Genomic DNA, 16,460 nt, shown 5'->3' with positions numbered 1-16,460 from the left:
CTTCCTCCGGTAAGTTTGTTGCGGTAAGTCTAGCCGGTCGAATGTGAGGGGACCATGGCGAGCGGGCTGGAAAACGAATACGTGACGCTGCACGAGGTCGTGAAAGCGGCCAAAATCCGGCTCAACGCCAATATCTGGGATTACCTGATCGGCGCCACCGAGACCGAGACGACGCTGCGGCGCAACCGCATGGCGCTCGATTCGATCGCCTTCAAGCCCCGGGTGCTGCGCAACGTCAGCGCCATCGACCCGTCGTCGGAGATCTTCGGCAAGAAGCTGCGCATCCCGGTGCTGCTGGCCCCGGTCGGCTCGCTCGAATCGTTCGAGCCGGGCGGCGGCATCACCGTCGCCAAGGGTGCGGGCGCCGCCGACGTCGGCATGCTGATCAGCTCGGTGACGACGCTCAGGCTCGAGGACATCGTCAAGGGCGGCAACGGCCCCAAGATCTACCAGCTCTATGTCCGCGGCGACGACAAGTGGGTGGCCGAGCGGGTCAAGCAGGCGATGGGCGCGGGCTACGACGCCTTCTGCATCACCGTCGACACCGCGGTCTATTCGCGCCGCGAGCGCGACATCGCCAAGCGCTTCGTGAAGTCGTGGCGCACTGCGGCGACCGGCCAGGACCACCAGGCCGCCTTCGCCTGGGACAACTACAAGCGGGTGAGGGACCAGTTCCCCGACGTGAAGTTCATCCTCAAGGGCATCGGCTGCGCCGAGGATGCCGAGATCGCGATCAGGGAAGGCACCTGGGGCGTCTACTGCTCCAACCACGGCGGCCGCCAGCTCGACCATGGCCGCGGCTCGACGGCGGTGCTGCCGGAGATCGTCCAGGTGGCGAAGGGCAAGGCCAAGGTGATCGTCGACGGCTCGTTCAGCCGGGGCACCGACATCGTCAAGGCGATCTGCCTCGGCGCCGACTGGGTCGGCCTGGGCCGGCTCTACTGCTACGGCCTCGCCGCCAACGGTGCGGCCGGCATCGAGCGGGTGATCGAGCTGCTCGAGGAGGAGATGAAGGAGGCGATGGGCCTGCTCGGCGTCACCAGCCTCAAGCAGCTCGACGGGTCGTACATCAGCCAGGGCATGCCGACCAATCCGGCCAGCGTGCACAGCGCCTTCCCGCTGATGCACGAAGGTTACTAGAGCACATTCCGTTCGGCTGGAAGCAGCCGAACGGAATGTGCCCGGTGAACCCAGCAATGCCGGGCGCTCTAGCCGCGGGCGATCAGCCGCGGCCGACGAACGGCATCTTGGTCGCCATCACGGTCATGAACTGCACGTTGGCATCGAGCGGCAGGCTGTCCATGTAGACGATGGCGTTGGCCACCGCCTCGACGTCCATGCGCGGCTCGACCCGCGTCGAGCCATCGGGCTGCAGCACACCCTTGGTCATGCGCTCGGTCATCGGCGTGACGGCATTGCCGATGTCGATCTGGCCGCAGGCGATGTCGTACTGCCGGCCGTCGAGCGAGGTCGACTTGGTGAGGCCGGTGATGGCGTGCTTGGTCGAGGTGTAGGCGACCGAGAACGGCCGCGGCGCGTGCGCCGAGATCGAGCCGTTGTTGATGATGCGGCCGCCGCGCGGCTTCTGATCGCGCATGATCTTCATCGCTTCCTGGGTGCACACGAACGGGCCGGTGAGGTTGGCCGCCACGACCGACAGCCAGGTCTCGTAGGGCAGCTCCTCGAGCGGCACCGGCGGAGCGCCGCCGCCGGCGTTGTTGAACACCAGGTCGAGCCGGCCCCAGGTCGCCTTGACCTTGGCGAACAGCGCCACGATGTCGTCGCGCTTGGTGACGTCGGTCGGCACGGCCAGCGCGTTGGGGGCGTTGTTGCCGGCGAGCTTGGCGGTCTCGTCCAGCGCGTCCTTGCGCCGGCCGGCCAGCGCGACCTTATAGCCGTTCTTCAGCAGAGCCAGTGAAGAGGCGCGGCCGATGCCGCTGCCCGCACCCGTTACGACTGCGATCTTGCCGCTCATGTTCATTTCCTCCTCGAAAGCTGGACCCTAGCAGACGATGGCGGCAGAGTCGCAAACATGCTGCGGCGTTCGTTCCTCGTGGGCGCGGGTGGGCTTGCCCTGCCGGCAATGGCGCAAGGCCAGGCCTTTCCGCTCGGCGTCGCGTCGGGCTGTCCGCGGCCGACGTCGATCGTGCTGTGGACGCGCATGGCGGCACCGGGGACGGTGACGTGGGCGATCGCCGAGGACGAGGGCATGCGCCGCGTCGTGCGCAACGGCGCCGCGACGGCCGAGGAGCGCTGGGCGAACGCCGTGCATGTCGATGTCGAGGGCCTGCAGCCCAGCCGGTTTTATTGGTATCGCTTCACGGCCAACGGCCAGGCGAGCCCGGTCGGCCGTACGCGCACCGCGCCGGCGCCGAGCGACAAGCCGGCGGCGCTGCGCTTCGCGATCGCCTCGTGCGCGCAGTACGAGCAGGGCTACTTCGCCGCCTACCGGCACATGGCGGGCGAAGAGCTCGACGCCGTGCTGTTCGTCGGCGACTACATCTACGAGATGTCGTGGGGCCGCAACCTGGTGCGCCATCACACCGGCGGGCGCTGCACGCTGCTGCACGAATATCGCGAGCGCTACGCGCAGTACAAATCCGACGCCGACCTGCAGGCGGCGCACGCGGCGCATCCCTGGATCGTGACCTGGGACGACCACGAGGTGACCGACGACTACACCGCCGACATCGGCCCGCAGGATCCCGATCCCGCGCGCTTCCTGCAGCAGCGCGCCGCGGCCTACCAGGCCTACTGGGAGCACATGCCGTTGCCCAATGCGCTGCGGCCCGCCGGTCCGTCGATGCGGCTGTTCGATCGCTACCGCTTCGGCGACCTCGCCGAGCTCACGGTGATCGACGACCGGCAGTACCGCTCGCACCATGCCTGCCGCGCGACGCTGAACCCCCGCGGCAAGCCGCTGGAGAGCTGCGACGAGCGGCTCGATCCGGCCCGCACCATGCTCGGCGCCGAGCAGGAGGCGTGGTTCGCCTCAGGCATGAAGAGCGCCTCGGCGCGCTGGAACGTGCTGGCGCAGCAGACGCTGATGGCCGAGCTCGACCGCGGCCCAGGCGAGCGGCACGTCTACTGGGCCGACGGCTGGGACGGCTACCCGGTGGCGCGCCAGCGCCTGCTCGATGCGGTGGCGGCGTCGCCGACCCGGGACACGCTGGTGCTGGGCGGCGACGTGCATGCCTTCTGGGCGGCCGACCTCAAGCGCGACTTCGCGCAGGCCAAGGCGCCGACGGTCGCCACCGAGTTCGTCGGCGGCTCGATCACCTCGCAAGGCCCGCCGGCCGACCGCCTGAAGGGATATATGGCCAGGAACCCGCACCTCCGCGCGGCACTCACGCAGGTGAACGGCTACGGCCTGGTCGTGCTCGACGCCAGGAAGGCGCTTGTGTCGTTCCGCACGCTCGCCGACGTACGCGATCCGCAATCGGCGGTCGCCACGGCGCAGCGCTTCGCCGTCGAAGCCGGCCGTCCCGGCGCGGTGCGCGGCTAGCCCAGGTTCTTGAGGTAGGCGCGCCAGCCACCGAATTCGGTGATGTCGCGCGCGGTCGCGGTCGCATAGCCCTCGCAAACGAAGCCCTGCACGGTCGAGCCGTCCTCGAGCTCGATCGTGCCGATGCCGAGCGGCGCGGGAATCTCGGCGACGAAGTCCCCGAACTTCCACACCGGCAGACTCCAGACCTCGAGCGAGATCGCGGCGCCGCCGGCACCGACCCGCACCAGGCCCGGCCGCTGCGGCGGCCCGCCGGGCAGCGCATAGAGCCGGTAGCGCGGCGCCGTGCGGGTGGTGCTCTCCAGCCGGCCAAACCGCTCGGTGAGCTGGAGATTGAGCGGCAGGCCGCTCATATGCGCGCCGACGACGGCGATCGACACGCGCCGTTCCGCGACCTTGGGATCGGCTTCGGGGGGAGGCAGGACACTTGAGGTCTTGCCGAGCGCCAGCGGCACGGTGCGCTGCCAGCGCGCGCCGAATTCGAGGAGGTCCTGGTCATGATAGGCATGGCTGACGAGCGTGATGCCGAACGGCAAGCCATCGGGACGGAAGCCGAAGGGTAGGGCGAGTCCACTCAGGCCGAAGAAGTTCACGAAGTTGGTGTAGTGGCCGAGATTGGAATTGCACCGCACCGGCTCGCGTTCGAGATCGGCCAGGGTGTAGATCGTGCCGGCTGTCGGCAGGGCAAGGAAGTCTACCTCGCTCATGGCTATTTCTGCACGGGCCAGCAGCGCCTTCAGCTTGTACTGCCCTTCGAACGCGTCGACCGCGCTGTACTTGCGTCCACCCAGGATGATGTCGCGGGTGGTCGGCCAGACGCCGGCCTTTGCATCGGCCTTCTCGATGAAGTTTCCGACGGCGGCAGTGCGCTCAGCGACCCACGGGCCGGCATAGAGGAGCTGCGCCGCCTCGGCGAACGGTGCGTAGTCGATCTCGACCGGCGTGCCGCCCATTGTTTTCAGCGTCTCGATCGCCTGCGCGTAGAGCGCGGCATGGGCGGCATCGCCGAAGAACTCGAGCGGCTTGGGCACGCCGAACCGAAAATCCCGATCGAAGGTCGTCACCGGACCCGGTGGGATGAGCGCGCGCCGCACGAGATCGGCATCGACGCACGACAATGCAAACACCGACACACAATCGAGCGAGGCGCAGGCGGGCACGACGCCCTCGGTGCTGACGGAGCCCGGCGTTGGTTTCCAGCCGACGATGTTGTTGAAGCCGGCCGGGACGCGGCCCGAGCCTGCGGTGTCGGTGCCGAGCGAGAACGACACGAGACCCGACGACACGGCGACGGCCGAGCCCGAGCTGGAGCCGCCGGGGACGTAGGCCGGGTTGAACGGGTTGCGTGGCACGCCGTAGGGAGAGCGCACGCCGACCAGGCCGGTCGCGAACTGGTCGAGGTTGGTCTTGCCGATGACGATCGCGCCGGCGGCGACGAGCTGCTCCACGACCTTGGCCGATTCCTTCGGCTGATAGGCGAAGCCGGGGCAAGCGGCCGTCGTTGGCAGTTCCGCGACGTCGATGTTGTCCTTCACGGCGAAGGGGATGCCGAACAGCGGCAGGTCGTTGTTGCCGTGGCGGTCGAGATCGTCCGCTTGCGCCCGCAGGATGGCGTCGGGCACGCGGTTGATCCAGACCTTGTCGTCGCCCGCGGCGGCGATGCGCTGCAGCACTTCGTCGATGACCTGGCGGACAGTGAGGGTGCCGGCGCGGTAGGCTGTGCGAAGGTTGTGGACGCCGAGGTCGATGGTCATCGGGCGTTCATTGGCATACTCCTTGCGACCGCGCCATCTTCGCAAAGAGGGGGAAACGTGGCTGACGACAAACCGGACATCGCTCTTTGGGTGGACGAGGCAGCCAAAGCAATTGGCTTGCCGATCGCGCCCGAGTATCGCGAGAAAGTCATCCTCAACGTCGAGCGGTCGCTGGCCATCGCGCAGCCGCTGCTGGCACTGGAGCTCGAGGACGAGCTGACCCCGTTGCCGGTCTACAGGCCATGACGGACATCCTGTCGAAGGCCGCCACCGCGAGCGAGATCGCCCGCGCGGTCATGAGCGGCAAGGCGAGGGCGAGCGCCGTCGTCGAGGCGGCGCTGAAGCGCATCGAAGCGTCGGAGCCGACGGTCAATGCCTTCACCGATATCGTGGCCGACCGAGCTCGCCGGAGAGCGGTGGAGATCGATGCCGGCCGCCATCTCGGGCCGCTGATGGGCGTGCCGTTCGCGGTCAAGAACCTGTTCGACATCCAGGGGCTGCCGACGCGCGCCGGCTCGAAGATCAACGTCGACGGCCCGATCGCCCGGCGCGACGGCGCCCTGGTGCGCAAGCTCGAGGCGGCCGGCGCGATCCTCGTCGGCAGCCTGAACATGGGCGAGTACGCCTACGACTTCACCGGCGAGAACGCGCATTACGGGCCCTCGCGCAATCCGCACGATCCGACGCGCATGACCGGCGGCTCGTCCGGCGGCTCGGGCGCTGCCGTGGCTGCCGGCGAGGTGCCGCTGGCGCTGGGCTCCGACACCAACGGCTCGATCCGCGTGCCGGCGTCGCTGTGCGGGCTGTTCGGATTGAAGCCGACCTACGGTCGGCTCAGCCGCGCCGGCTCCTATCCCTTCGTCGATGCCTTCGACCATCTCGGGCCGCTGGCACGCTCGACCGAGGATCTCGCGCTGTCGTTCGATGCGATGCAGGGCTGGGATCCCGACGACCCGGTCTGTACCGACCGTGCCGTCGAGCCGACCCTGCTGGCGCTGCACGAAGGCATCGGCGGCCTCAGGATCGCGATCGCCGGCGACTACTTCGCCAAAGGCGGCGAGCCCGAAGGCTTCGAGGCCGTCGCCACGGTCGCCAAGGCGCTCGGCGCGACGAAGACGGTCGTGCTGCCCAACGCCGCGGCGGCACGCGCCGCAGCCTATGTCATCACCGCCATGGAGGGCGCGCAGCTCCACCTGCCGCGGCTGCGCACGCGGCCGCAGGATTTCGATCCCGACACGCGCGAGCGCTTCATGGCGGGCGCGCTGCTGCCGGGCTCCTGGTACGTCAAGGCGCAGCGCTTCCGCCGCCAGTATCGCGCCGACGTCCTGAAGCTGTTCAACGACGTCGACATCATCCTGGCGCCGGCGACGCCCTGCAGCGCACCCAGGATCGGCCAGGTGATGATGACCCTGGGCGGCGTCGAGCTGCCGGTGCGCGCCAATCTCGGCATGTTCACCCAGCCGATCTCCTTCATCGGCCTGCCGGTGGTTGCCGTGCCGACGCGCAAGCCAGGTTTGCCGATCGGCGTGCAGGTGATCGCGCGGCCCTACAACGAGGCGGCGGCGCTGCGCGTGGCCGCATACCTCGAGAAGCAAGGCGTCTGCGTCTCAACTCCCGCCTAGAGCATATTCCGTCCGGCGAAGCCGGACGGAATATGCCCTGTGTGATCAACATCGCCTGCGCTCTAGAGGAATTCAATGGAGATCAATATCCCGTCGGTCGTCGCCGAGGTGACGGCGGCCTTCAACCGCTATGAGAAAGCGCTGAACAGCAACGACGTCGCGACGCTCGACGAGCTGTTCTGGAACAGCCCCCACACCTTGCGGTACGGAGTCGGCGAGCAGCTCTATGGCTACGACCAGATCGCTGCGTTTCGCGCCGGCCGCGATCCGGGGTTCGTCGTCGATCGCGACCTGCTCAAGCTCTGGATCGTCACCTATGGCCACGATTTCGGAATGGCGAATTGCGAGTTTCGCCGCCACGGCCAGACCAGGATCGGCCGGCAGAGTCACACCTGGATGCGCACGCCGGCGGGCTGGCGTATCGTGGCGGCGCACGTCTCCCTGCTCGGCGAGGCGACAGCGATGAGGAAGTAGCCATGGCGGCGTTCGATCTCGTCATCCGGGGTGGCACGGTGCTCGACGGCACCGGCAGCGAGCCGCGCGAAGCCGATGTCGGGATCGCGGACGGCCGCATCGCCGCCGTCGATCGCGGGCTCGGCGCCGGTCGCGAGGAGATCGATGCCAAGGGGCTCGCCGTGACGCCGGGCTTCGTCGACGTGCACACGCATTACGACGGCCAGGCGACCTGGGACGAGCAGTTCAAGCCGTCGTCGGGGCACGGCGTCACCACCGTGCTGATGGGCAATTGCGGCGTCGGCTTCGCGCCCTGCCGGCCGCAGGACCGCCACACCCTGATGAAGGTGATGGAGGGCGTCGAGGACATCCCCGAAATCGTCATGCAGGAAGGCGTGCCCTGGAACTGGCAGAGCTTCCCCGAATACCTCGACGCTCTGGCCGCGCGCCGCTGCGACATCGACTTCGCCGCCCAGGTGCCGCACGCGCCGCTGCGCGTCTTCGTGATGGGCCAGCGCGGCGTCGACCGAGAGCCGGCGACGGCACAGGACATGGCGACCATGGCGGCGCTGGTCGCCGAGGGCATCGAGGCCGGTGCGCTCGGCTTCTCGACCTCGCGCTCGCTGTTCCATCGCACGCCCGACGGCGTGCTGACCCCGACCATCACCGCCGCCGAGGAGGAGCTGACGGCGATCGCCCGCGGCATGGGCCGGATCGGCAAGGGCGTGATCCAGCTGCTCGACGATTTCGCCGACGCGACCGATGCGGGCTCGACCGAGTTCGCCATGCTGCGGCGGCTGGTCGAGGCCTCGGGGCGGCCGCTGTCGTTCACCCTGCTCGACATCTCGATCTATCCCGGCCGCTGGAAGACCCTGCTGCGCGAGGTCGAGCGCGCCAACCGCGACGGCCTCTCGATCAAAGGCCAGGTCGCCGGCCGGCCCGTCGCGCTGCTCTATGGGCTGGAGCTGTCGTTCAATCCGTTCTCGACCTGCCCGAGCTACGCCCAGGTGGCCGACCTGCCGCTGGATCGGAAGCTCGCCAAGCTGCGCGATCCGGCGATGCGCGCGAAGCTGCTGGCCGAGGAGCCGACCTATCGCAATCCGCAGATGCTCGCTTTCATGCGCAGCGTCGGCAACATGTACGTGCTGGGCGATCCGCCGAACTACACGCCGCCGGGCGAGAGCCGGCTCGACAAGCGCGCGGCCAAGCTCGGCGTGACGCCGCTGGAACTGGCCTACGACCTGCTGGTCTCGGGCGACGGTCGTACCATCCTGTTCCATCCCGGCGCCAACTACACCGACTCATCCGACGCCAACATGGCGAGCATGCTGCATCACGACGACACGGTGATGGCGCTGGGCGACGGCGGCGCGCATTACGGCATGATCTGCGATGCGAGCTATACCACCCACGCGTTGACCTACTGGACGCGCGACCGCATCGGCGAGCGCTGGCCGCTGCCGTGGGCGGTGCAGCAGCTCACCGACGTGCCGGCGCGGCTGGTCGGCCTCGGCGATCGCGGCCGGCTGGCGCCGGGCACCAAGGCCGACGTCAACGTGATCGATCTCGACAATCTCAAGGTCGCCGCGCCGCATCCCGTGCACAACCTGCCGGGCGGCGGCCGCCGCCTCGAGCAGAAGGCCGACGGCTACCGCGCCACCGTCGTGTCGGGCGCGATCACCTATCGCGACGGCCAGTTCACCGGCGCGCTGCCGGGCCGGCTGGTCCGCGGCGCGCAGGCTAACCCTCCCCATTCAAATGGGGAGGTGTCGCGGTAACCCGCGACGGAGGGGTCATGGGCAACCCTTCTGCGTCGCGGCCTCTGACCCCTCCGTCGCCGTAAGACGGCGACACCTCCCCATATGAATGGGGAGGATTATCTGTTGTTCTTCTTGCGCCACTCCGCGAAGAGCTCGAGCGACTTGGGATCGGTCGCGGGATAGAGGCCGAAGATGCCCGAGCCCGCGTGCACCCGCTCCGCGACGAAGTCCTCGTAGGCCGTCATCTCGACCGCCTCGGCCGCGATTTCGTCGGCGAGATGGGCGGGGATCACGATCACGCCGTCCCTGTCGCCCAGGATCACGTCGCCCGGGAACACCGGGGCGTCGCCGCAGGCGATCGGCACGTTGATGTCGATCGCGTGGTGCAAGGTCAGGTTGGTCGGCGCGCTCGGCCGGTGGTGATAGGCCGGGAAGTTCAGCGCCGCGATCTCCGCCGAATCGCGGAAGCCGCCGTCGGTCACCACGCCGGCGACGCCGCGCTTCATCAGCCGCGTCACCAGGATCGCGCCGGCCGAGGCCGCGCGCGCATCCTTGCGGCTGTCCATCACCAGGACGGCGCCGGGCGGGCAGTCCTCGACCGCCTTGCGCTGCGGATGGCTGCGGTCGCGGAACGCCTCGAGCTTGTTGAGGTCCTCGCGCGCCGGGATGTAGCGCAAGGTGAAGGCCTCGCCGACCAGAGTCGGCTGGTTCGGCGACAAGGGATGGACATCCTGGATTGCCTGGATGCGATGGCCGCGCTTGAACAAAGCGGTCGCCGCGGTCGGCGTGCTGACGGTCAGGAGCTTGTCGCGGGTCTCGGTCTTCATGGTGTGCCTCAGTAGATCGACGGCTCGGCGACCGGCGCGCCGAACCTGGTCTCGAGGAAGTCGAAGTCACAGCCCTCGTTGGCCTGCTTGATGTGGCGGGTGAACATCCAGCCGTAGCCGCGCTCGTAGCGCGCTTCAGGCTTCTTCCACGCCGCCTTGCGTCTGGCCAGCTCCTCGTCCGACACGTTCATGTCGATGGTGCGCTTGTCGACATCGAGCGAGATCATGTCGCCGGTCTTCACCAGCGCCAGCGGCCCGCCGATATAGCTCTCGGGCGAGACGTGCAGGATGCAGGCGCCGTAGCTGGTGCCGCTCATGCGGCTGTCGCTGAGCCGCACCATGTCGCGCACGCCCTGCTGCACCAGCTTCTTCGGGATCGGCAGCATGCCCCATTCCGGCATGCCCGGCCCGCCCTGCGGGCCCGCGTTGCGCAGGATCAGCACGGTGTCCTCGGTGACGTCGAGATCGTCGCGGTCGATCGCGGCCTTCATCGACGGATAGTCGTCGAACACCAGCGCCGGCCCGGTGTGCTTCAGGAATTTTTCCGCGCAAGCCGAGGGTTTGATCACGCAGCCGTCGGGCGCCAGGTTGCCCTTCAGCACCGCCAGCGCGCCCTCCTTGTAGATCGGGTTCGCGACCGTGCGGATCACGTCGTCGTTGTAGATCTCCGCGCCCTTCACATTCTCGCCCAGCGTCTTGCCGGTGACGGTCAGGACGTCGAGATGCAGGTGGTCGCGGATCTGCTCCAGCAGGCCGGGCAGGCCGCCGGCATAGAAGAAATCCTCCATCAGGTACGTGGTCCCGGAGGGCCGGATGTTGGCGATCACCGGCACCTTTCGGCTGGCGCGCTCGAAATCGTCGAGCCCGACGTCTTCATGGCCGGCGCGGCGGGCCAGCGCGATCAGATGGATGATGGCGTTGGTCGAGCAGCCGACCGCCATCGCCGCGGCGATGGCGTTGAGGAAGGCGTTCTTCGACAGGATCTTCCTCGGCGTCAGATCCTCCCACACCATGTCGACGATGCGCCGGCCGGATTCGGCGGCCATGCGGATGTGGTTGGCGTCGGCCGCCGGGATCGACGAGGCGCCGGGCAGCGACATGCCGAGCGTCTCGGCCATCGCCATCATGGTCGCGGCCGTGCCCATGGTCATGCAGGTGCCGTAGCTGCGCGCGATGCCGGCCTCGACGTCGACCCAGTCGTCGTCCGAGATCTTGCCGGCGCGCCGCTCGTCCCAGTACTTCCAGGCGTCCGACCCGGAGCCCAGCACCTTGCCCTTCCAGTTGCCGCGCAGCATCGGCCCGGCCGGCAGGTAGATCGCCGGGAGGTTCATGCTGATCGCGCCGAGCAGCAGCGCCGGCGTGGTCTTGTCGCAGCCGCCCATCAGCACCACGCCATCAACGGGGTGCCCGCGCAAAAGCTCCTCGGCGTCCATGGCGAGCAGGTTGCGGTAGAGCATGGTGGTGGGCTTGAGAAAGCTCTCCGACAGCGACAGCGCCGGCAGCTCCATCGGGAAGCCGCCGGCCTGCAGGATGCCGCGCTTCACGTCGTCGACGCGGCTCTTGAAATGCATGTGGCAGGGCTGTGCCTCGGACCAGGTGTTGAGGATGGCGATCACCGGCTTGGCAACCCAATCCTCCGGCCCGTAGCCCATCTGCATGGCGCGCGAGCGGTGGCCGAAGGCGCGCAGGTCGTCGGGCGCGAACCAGCGGGCGCTGCGCAGCTCCTGGGGCGATTTCTTGGCGGCCGTCGTCATTGCATGTTCCTCCGTCGGCCCCGATCATAGCCTGAAATGTCGAGACTGCTGCTCACCCACGTTCCGCAAGCCCGCCGCCAATACTACGGCGACCGGGCGCTCGCTCGCCTGCACGAGCTGGTCGAGGTCAAGTTGCACGAGGGCGACGCGCCGCTCGACGCAAAGGGCCTGATCACGGCCGCGCAGGACGTCGACTTCATCATTGCCGACCGCGCCACTCCTGTTCCGGCCGAGGTCTTCTCCGCCTTGCCGAAGCTCAAGGTCGTGATGCGCAGCGCCATCGACATCCGCAACATCGACCAGGCGGCGGCCTCCAAGGCGGGCGTGCTGGTCGCCCATGCCGAGGCGGGCTTCGTGCCGTCGGTGGTCGAGCTGACGGTGGGCCTGCTGGTCGATCTTTCCCGGGGGATGAGCCGCGCGGCAGCAGCCTATCACCGCGGCGAGAAACCGGAGATCCGGGTCGGCCGGCAGCTTGGCGGCAGCACGGTCGGCATCATCGGCTATGGCCGCATCAGCCGCGCGCTCGCGCCGGTGCTGGCGACGCTCGGGATGAAGGTGCTGGTGTCCGATCCCTATGCGCAGGTCGACGACCGGCGGTTCGAGAAGCGCGACCTGCCGGCGCTGATGGCCGAATCCGACTACGTCGTCTGCCTGGCGATCGCCAACGAGGAGACCGAGAATCTGGTCAACGCGGCCGCCTTCGCCCGCATGAAGCCGGACGCCTTCTTCATCAACATGTCGCGCGGCAATCTTGTCGACGAAAAGGCGCTTTTGCAGGTGCTGACGGAAAACCGCATCGCCGGTGCTGCGATGGATGTCGGCCGGGCAGCCGACCAGATGCCGTCGCCGGAACTCGCCCGGCTGGAAAACGTTATCGCGACGCCCCATATCGGGGGTCTGACCCCTCCAGCGAGCGAAAGCCAGGCGTTCGACACCGTCCGTCAGGTCGAGGCGCTGGTGAAGGGGGAGGTCCCGCCGGGAGCGGCGAACCTCGAGGATTGGACGCGACGAGGCTGACCATGCTGCCCAGCAGTCCCGATCTCTTTGCCGCCCACGTCGCCGAACAGGACGTGGGCGACTACTGCGTCTCAGAGCCCGGCTGGTACGCCCTGGACGATGCCGAGCACGTCGTGCTCGGCCCGTTCGTCAGCCTGGCCGAGTGCGAGCGCAACATCCGCGATCACGAGCGGACGAAGGCGCTGAAGCACTGAGCGGCGCCGCAGCCACACTCGTCATCCCGAGCGCAAGCGAGGGATCTTTCGGTTGCAGGAAAGATCCCCTCGCTACGCTCGGGATGACAGCGTCTCGCGATGCGTGATGCTGTCAGTTGCCCGGCCCGCGCTCCATCGAGTAGGGCTGCCAGCGCTGCAGCTTGGACTTCTCCAGGATCATCGGGTTGACGCAGGCGCGCGGCCACTTGCCCGACAGCACCAGCGACAGCTCGGCACCGACGCGGCGCTTGCGCGCCTTGTCGAAGCGGTCCGACGCCGAGGCGACATGCGCCGTCAGGATGACCTGGTCCATGCCGAGCAGCGGATTGTTGTGGCCGACCGGCTCGGTCTCGAGCACGTCGAGGCCGGCGCCGGCGATCCAGCCTTCCTGCAGCGCCTTGATCAGCGCCGGCTCGTCGACCGTCGAGCCGCGGCCGGTGTTCACGAACAGCGCCGTCTTCTTCATCTTGCGGAAGTGCTGCTCCTTCATCAGGTGATGGGCGTCCTTGGTGCCGGGCGCGTGCATCGAGATGATGTCGGAGCGCTGCAGCAGCTCGTCGTAGCCGACCGGCTGCACGCCGTGCTCGCTCATCACCAGCTCCTCGATGTAGGGATCGTAGGCCAGCATCTGGAAGCCGAACGGCGCGGCACGCTTGGCGACGCCGCGCGCGACGTGGCCGAACGAGATGAAGCCCAGCGTCATGCCCATCAGGCGCGGGAACTGGTAGAGCATCGGCCGCGCCTTGGCCCATTCGCCCTTGCGCACCATCTGGTCCTGCACGACCAGGCGGCGCCACGAGGCGAGGATCAGGGTCATGGCATGGTCGGCGACCTCCTCGATGAAGGTGTCGGGCACGTTGGTGACCGGGACGCCCATCGCGGTCGCCGCCTCGACATCGACCGAATCGACGCCGACGCTGCCTAGCGACACCACCTTCAGCTTCTTGCCGGCCTCGATGACCTTGGCGGTGATGCGCGGCCGGCCCTTGCCGTAGATCGCGTCGGCGTCGACCACCGCCTTCAGCAGGGCCGCATCGTCGCCCGCTACCTCGACGATCTCGGCGCCCAGGGCGGCCAGGGATTCCATTTCCAGGGAATGATCGGTGTTGCCGGGCCCGGTCGTCACGATCTTGAAATTAGCCACGTGTTGTCTCCTCCACGGATTTGTCCGTACTGTAGCGGCAGGAGGGATCGATGTCCGCCAGCAAGAATGTCCTGTTGATCGTCGTCGACCAGTGGCGCGGCCTGATGCTGCCCAAGCTCGGCGCGGATTACCTCAAGCTGCCCAACATCGACGCGCTGTGCGCCGAGGGCGTGACCTTCCGCAACCATTTCACGCAGTCCGTGCCGTGCGGCCCGGCGCGGGCGAGCCTGCTGACCGGGCTCTACCTGATGAATCACCGCGCGGTGCAGAACACCATCCCGCTCGATGCGCGCTTCACCAATCTCGCGCACGAGCTGCGCCGCGGCGGCTACGATCCGGCGCTGGTCGGCTACACCACGACCACGCCCGATCCGCGCACCACCGCGCCCAACGACCCGCGCTTCTTCGTGCTGGGCGACATCATGGAGGGCTTCCATTCGGTCGGCGCGTTCGAGAACCGCGACGCCTATTTCGGCTGGGTGGCGAGCCAGGGCTTCAAGCTGCCGCAGAACCGCGACGACGTCTGGCTGCCGCAAGGCGCCTCGCCGGGCGGCGCAACCGCGAACCCGGCGGTGATCCCGAAGGAGCTGTCGGACACCGCGTGGTTCACCGAGCGCGGGCTCGCCTACCTGCAGGGCATCGCCGCGCGCGCCAATAGCGACGGCGGCTACGGCCGCAAGCCGTGGTTCTTGCATCTCGGCTACTACCGGCCGCATCCGCCGTTCATCGCGCCGGCGCCCTACAACGCGATGTACCGGCCCGAGGACATGCCGAAGGTCGTGCGCGCATCGTCGCCGGCCGAGGAGGCCAGGCAGAACGCGCTGACCGCCTACTACGTCAACAACATCAAGCAGGCGTCGTTCTTCCAGGACGGCAAGAAGCCCGGCTCGGAGATGGGCGAGGCCGAGGTGGCGCAGATGCGCGCCACCTATTGCGGCCTGATGAGCGAGATCGACGACCATCTCGGCCGCGTCTTCGCCTATCTCAAGGCGACCGGGCAGTGGGACAACACGCTGATCGTCTTCACCTGCGACCACGGCGAGCAGCTCGGCGACCATCAACTGCTGGGCAAGATCGGCTACTTCGACGAATCCTATCGCATCCCGCTGATCGTCCGCGATCCGCGGCCCGAGGCGAACGGCACGCGCGGCACCATCGTCGAGAAGTTCACCGAGACCATCGACACCATGCCGACCATTCTCGAATGGCTCGGCCTGCCGGTGCCGCGCCAGTGCGACGGCCGGGCGTTGCTGCCATTCGTCGAGGGCAACCCGCCGTCCGACTGGCGGACCGAAGTGCACTACGAGTTCGACTTCCGCGACCTGCACTACAGCCAGCCCGAATCGGCGCTCGGCGTGCCGATGGACAAGTGCGGCCTCGCGGTGGTGCAGGACGAGAACTACAAGTACGTCCACTTCGCCGCCCTGCCGCCGCTGTTCTTCGACCTCAAGGCCGATCCCGGCCAGTTCGTGAACCGCGCCGACGATCCGGCCTATGCCGCCCGGGTCGGCGAATATGCGCAGAAGATGCTGAATTGGCGGCTGGGCTACGCCGATCGCACCCTGACCGGCTATCGCGCCACGCCGAAGGGGCTGGAGATGCGCGCCGCCTGAGTTTTCTGCCATCCTGAGCGCAGCGAAGGACCTAGCGCCAGCCATGGACGCGCTCTTTGGAGCAGGCGCTAGGTCCTTCGCTTCGCTCAGGACGACAGTTGGGCTAGGCTTCGCGCATGACCCAGGACCTCTATCGCCGCACCGGCGCCGGCACGCATCCGGCCAACCTGTCGCCCGAGTACAAGTCGACGGGCGGCCGCGCGCCGCGGCAGCCTGCGATCGTGCTGCCGCAGACCCTGTCGGAGATCACCGGCCCGCTGCTCGAGGCCGAGCGGCTGGATGCGCTGGAGAACGACCTCACCCGGCAGCGCTCGGGCGAGCCGCTCGGCGAGCGCATCGTCGTGCACGGCCGCGTGCTCGACGAGAACGGCAAAGCCATTCCGAAGGCGATGGTCGAGATCTGGCAGTGCAATGCCGCCGGCCGCTATCACCATCCCGGCGACCAGCACGACGCGCCGCTCGATCCCAACTTCTACGGCGGCGGCCGGGTGCGCGCCGACGAGGATGGCGGCTACCAGTTCATCACGATCAAGCCCGGCGCCTATCCCTGGAAGAACCATCACAACGCCTGGCGGCCGGCGCACATCCACTTCTCGCTGTTCGGGCCGGCCTTCGCGACGCGCCTGATCACCCAGATGTACTTCCCCGCCGATCCGCTGCTCGCCTACGACCCGATCTACAATTCGGTGCCGGCTGGCGCGCGCGAGCGCCTGCAGGCGGCGTTCGACATGGAGAGCACGCGGCCCGAATGGGCGCTCGCCTACAGGTTCGACATCGTGCTGCGCGGCCGCAACGCCACGCCCCTGGAAAACTGAAA

The 16,460-nt window shown here is 68.2% G+C and carries 15 protein-coding genes; 10 read left to right on the top strand and 5 right to left on the bottom strand.

Translation table 11 applies throughout. The annotated features are described in order from the left end of the window. Positions 1-54: 54 nt before the first annotated feature. Positions 55-1,140 (top strand): alpha-hydroxy acid oxidase, encoded by a 1,086-nt coding sequence (locus tag J0J01_RS03090; protein ID WP_296378708.1) that lies wholly within the window; start codon positions 55-57, stop codon positions 1,138-1,140. Positions 1,141-1,222: 82 nt separating this feature from the next. Here the strand turns inward: J0J01_RS03090 and J0J01_RS03085 are convergent, their stop codons facing one another. Next, entirely contained in the window at positions 1,223-1,981 is a 759-nt protein-coding gene (locus tag J0J01_RS03085) for an SDR family oxidoreductase (RefSeq protein ID WP_296378707.1), read from the bottom strand. A gap of 51 nt (positions 1,982-2,032) precedes the next feature. Here J0J01_RS03085 and J0J01_RS03080 point away from each other — a divergent pair, with 51 nt between their 5' ends. Beyond that, on the top strand, positions 2,033-3,505 hold the full coding sequence (locus J0J01_RS03080; protein ID WP_296378706.1) for an alkaline phosphatase D family protein: 1,473 nt from the start codon (positions 2,033-2,035) through the stop codon (positions 3,503-3,505). On the opposite strand, the gene atzF is transcribed toward J0J01_RS03080, so the two are convergent. Further along, a complete protein-coding gene (gene atzF / locus J0J01_RS03075) occupies positions 3,502-5,259 on the bottom strand; it encodes an allophanate hydrolase (RefSeq protein ID WP_296378705.1) in 1,758 nt (585 codons plus the stop codon). The genes J0J01_RS03080 and atzF overlap by 4 nt on opposite strands. Before the next feature lie 57 nt (positions 5,260-5,316). Here atzF and J0J01_RS03070 point away from each other — a divergent pair, with 57 nt between their 5' ends. From J0J01_RS03070 to J0J01_RS03055, 4 genes are all read left to right on the top strand, one after another. Continuing rightward, the gene (locus tag J0J01_RS03070; RefSeq protein WP_296378704.1) at positions 5,317-5,505 is read left to right on the top strand and encodes a DUF4089 domain-containing protein; all 189 of its coding nucleotides are present in this window, start codon (positions 5,317-5,319) and stop codon (positions 5,503-5,505) included. After that, on the top strand, positions 5,502-6,881 hold the full coding sequence (locus J0J01_RS03065; protein ID WP_296378703.1) for an AtzE family amidohydrolase: 1,380 nt from the start codon (positions 5,502-5,504) through the stop codon (positions 6,879-6,881). Before J0J01_RS03070 ends, J0J01_RS03065 begins: the two co-directional genes overlap by 4 nt. A 75-nt stretch (positions 6,882-6,956) precedes the next feature. Then, on the top strand, positions 6,957-7,355 hold the full coding sequence (gene hpxZ / locus J0J01_RS03060) for an oxalurate catabolism protein HpxZ (protein WP_296378702.1): 399 nt from the start codon (positions 6,957-6,959) through the stop codon (positions 7,353-7,355). Positions 7,356-7,357: 2 nt separating this feature from the next. Further along, positions 7,358-9,112, top strand: a complete 1,755-nt coding sequence (locus J0J01_RS03055) for an amidohydrolase family protein (RefSeq protein WP_296378701.1) — start codon at positions 7,358-7,360, stop codon at positions 9,110-9,112. Positions 9,113-9,210: 98 nt separating this feature from the next. Here the strand turns inward: J0J01_RS03055 and J0J01_RS03050 are convergent, their stop codons facing one another. Next, a complete protein-coding gene (locus J0J01_RS03050; RefSeq protein ID WP_296378700.1) occupies positions 9,211-9,921 on the bottom strand; it encodes a ribonuclease activity regulator RraA in 711 nt (236 codons plus the stop codon). An 8-nt stretch (positions 9,922-9,929) separates the two neighbouring features. Beyond that, on the bottom strand, positions 9,930-11,675 hold the full coding sequence (gene araD, locus J0J01_RS03045) for an L-arabinonate dehydratase (RefSeq protein WP_296378699.1): 1,746 nt from the start codon (positions 11,673-11,675) through the stop codon (positions 9,930-9,932). Positions 11,676-11,711: 36 nt separating this feature from the next. On the opposite strand from araD, the gene J0J01_RS03040 reads away from it, so the two are divergent. Beyond that, positions 11,712-12,692: an NAD(P)-dependent oxidoreductase gene (locus J0J01_RS03040; RefSeq protein ID WP_296378698.1), complete on the top strand. Its 981-nt coding sequence runs from the start codon at positions 11,712-11,714 to the stop codon at positions 12,690-12,692. Between the two features lie 2 nt (positions 12,693-12,694). After that, entirely contained in the window at positions 12,695-12,886 is a 192-nt protein-coding gene (locus J0J01_RS03035; protein ID WP_296378697.1) for a hypothetical protein, read from the top strand. Positions 12,887-12,998: 112 nt separating this feature from the next. Here J0J01_RS03035 and J0J01_RS03030 read toward each other — a convergent pair whose 3' ends face one another. Beyond that, a complete protein-coding gene (locus J0J01_RS03030) occupies positions 12,999-14,030 on the bottom strand; it encodes a C-terminal binding protein (protein WP_296378696.1) in 1,032 nt (343 codons plus the stop codon). Positions 14,031-14,080: 50 nt separating this feature from the next. Here J0J01_RS03030 and J0J01_RS03025 point away from each other — a divergent pair, with 50 nt between their 5' ends. Then, the gene (locus J0J01_RS03025) at positions 14,081-15,643 is read left to right on the top strand and encodes an alkaline phosphatase family protein (protein ID WP_296378695.1); all 1,563 of its coding nucleotides are present in this window, start codon (positions 14,081-14,083) and stop codon (positions 15,641-15,643) included. 116 nt (positions 15,644-15,759) lie between these two features. Then, complete coding sequence (gene pcaH, locus J0J01_RS03020; RefSeq protein WP_296378694.1) at positions 15,760-16,458, top strand: protocatechuate 3,4-dioxygenase subunit beta; 699 nt, start codon at positions 15,760-15,762, stop codon at positions 16,456-16,458. Positions 16,459-16,460: the final 2 nt, after the last annotated feature.

The organism is Reyranella sp., assembly GCF_017305915.1.
Taxonomy (GTDB): Bacteria; Pseudomonadota; Alphaproteobacteria; order Reyranellales; family Reyranellaceae; genus Reyranella.
The sequence above is the reverse complement of the archived record's forward strand: the minus strand, read 5'-3'. Positions and strand labels throughout refer to the sequence as shown.

Bases quoted from the DNA above. Each gene is read 5' to 3' on its own strand.
- J0J01_RS03035 (WP_296378697.1), top strand. From the start codon at position 12,695: ATGCTGCCCAGCAGTCCCGATCTCTTTGCCGCCCACGTCGCCGAACAG.
- J0J01_RS03080 (WP_296378706.1), top strand. From the start codon at position 2,033: ATGCTGCGGCGTTCGTTCCTCGTGGGCGCGGGTGGGCTTGCCCTGCCG.
- J0J01_RS03025 (WP_296378695.1), top strand. From the start codon at position 14,081: ATGTCCGCCAGCAAGAATGTCCTGTTGATCGTCGTCGACCAGTGGCGC.
- J0J01_RS03055 (WP_296378701.1), top strand. From the start codon at position 7,358: ATGGCGGCGTTCGATCTCGTCATCCGGGGTGGCACGGTGCTCGACGGC.
- J0J01_RS03040 (WP_296378698.1), top strand. From the start codon at position 11,712: ATGTCGAGACTGCTGCTCACCCACGTTCCGCAAGCCCGCCGCCAATAC.
- J0J01_RS03050 (WP_296378700.1), bottom strand. From the start codon at position 9,921: ATGAAGACCGAGACCCGCGACAAGCTCCTGACCGTCAGCACGCCGACC.
- J0J01_RS03065 (WP_296378703.1), top strand. From the start codon at position 5,502: ATGACGGACATCCTGTCGAAGGCCGCCACCGCGAGCGAGATCGCCCGC.
- J0J01_RS03090 (WP_296378708.1), top strand. From the start codon at position 55: ATGGCGAGCGGGCTGGAAAACGAATACGTGACGCTGCACGAGGTCGTG.
- atzF (WP_296378705.1), bottom strand. From the start codon at position 5,259: ATGACCATCGACCTCGGCGTCCACAACCTTCGCACAGCCTACCGCGCC.
- araD (WP_296378699.1), bottom strand. From the start codon at position 11,675: ATGACGACGGCCGCCAAGAAATCGCCCCAGGAGCTGCGCAGCGCCCGC.
- J0J01_RS03085 (WP_296378707.1), bottom strand. From the start codon at position 1,981: ATGAACATGAGCGGCAAGATCGCAGTCGTAACGGGTGCGGGCAGCGGC.
- hpxZ (WP_296378702.1), top strand. From the start codon at position 6,957: ATGGAGATCAATATCCCGTCGGTCGTCGCCGAGGTGACGGCGGCCTTC.
- pcaH (WP_296378694.1), top strand. From the start codon at position 15,760: ATGACCCAGGACCTCTATCGCCGCACCGGCGCCGGCACGCATCCGGCC.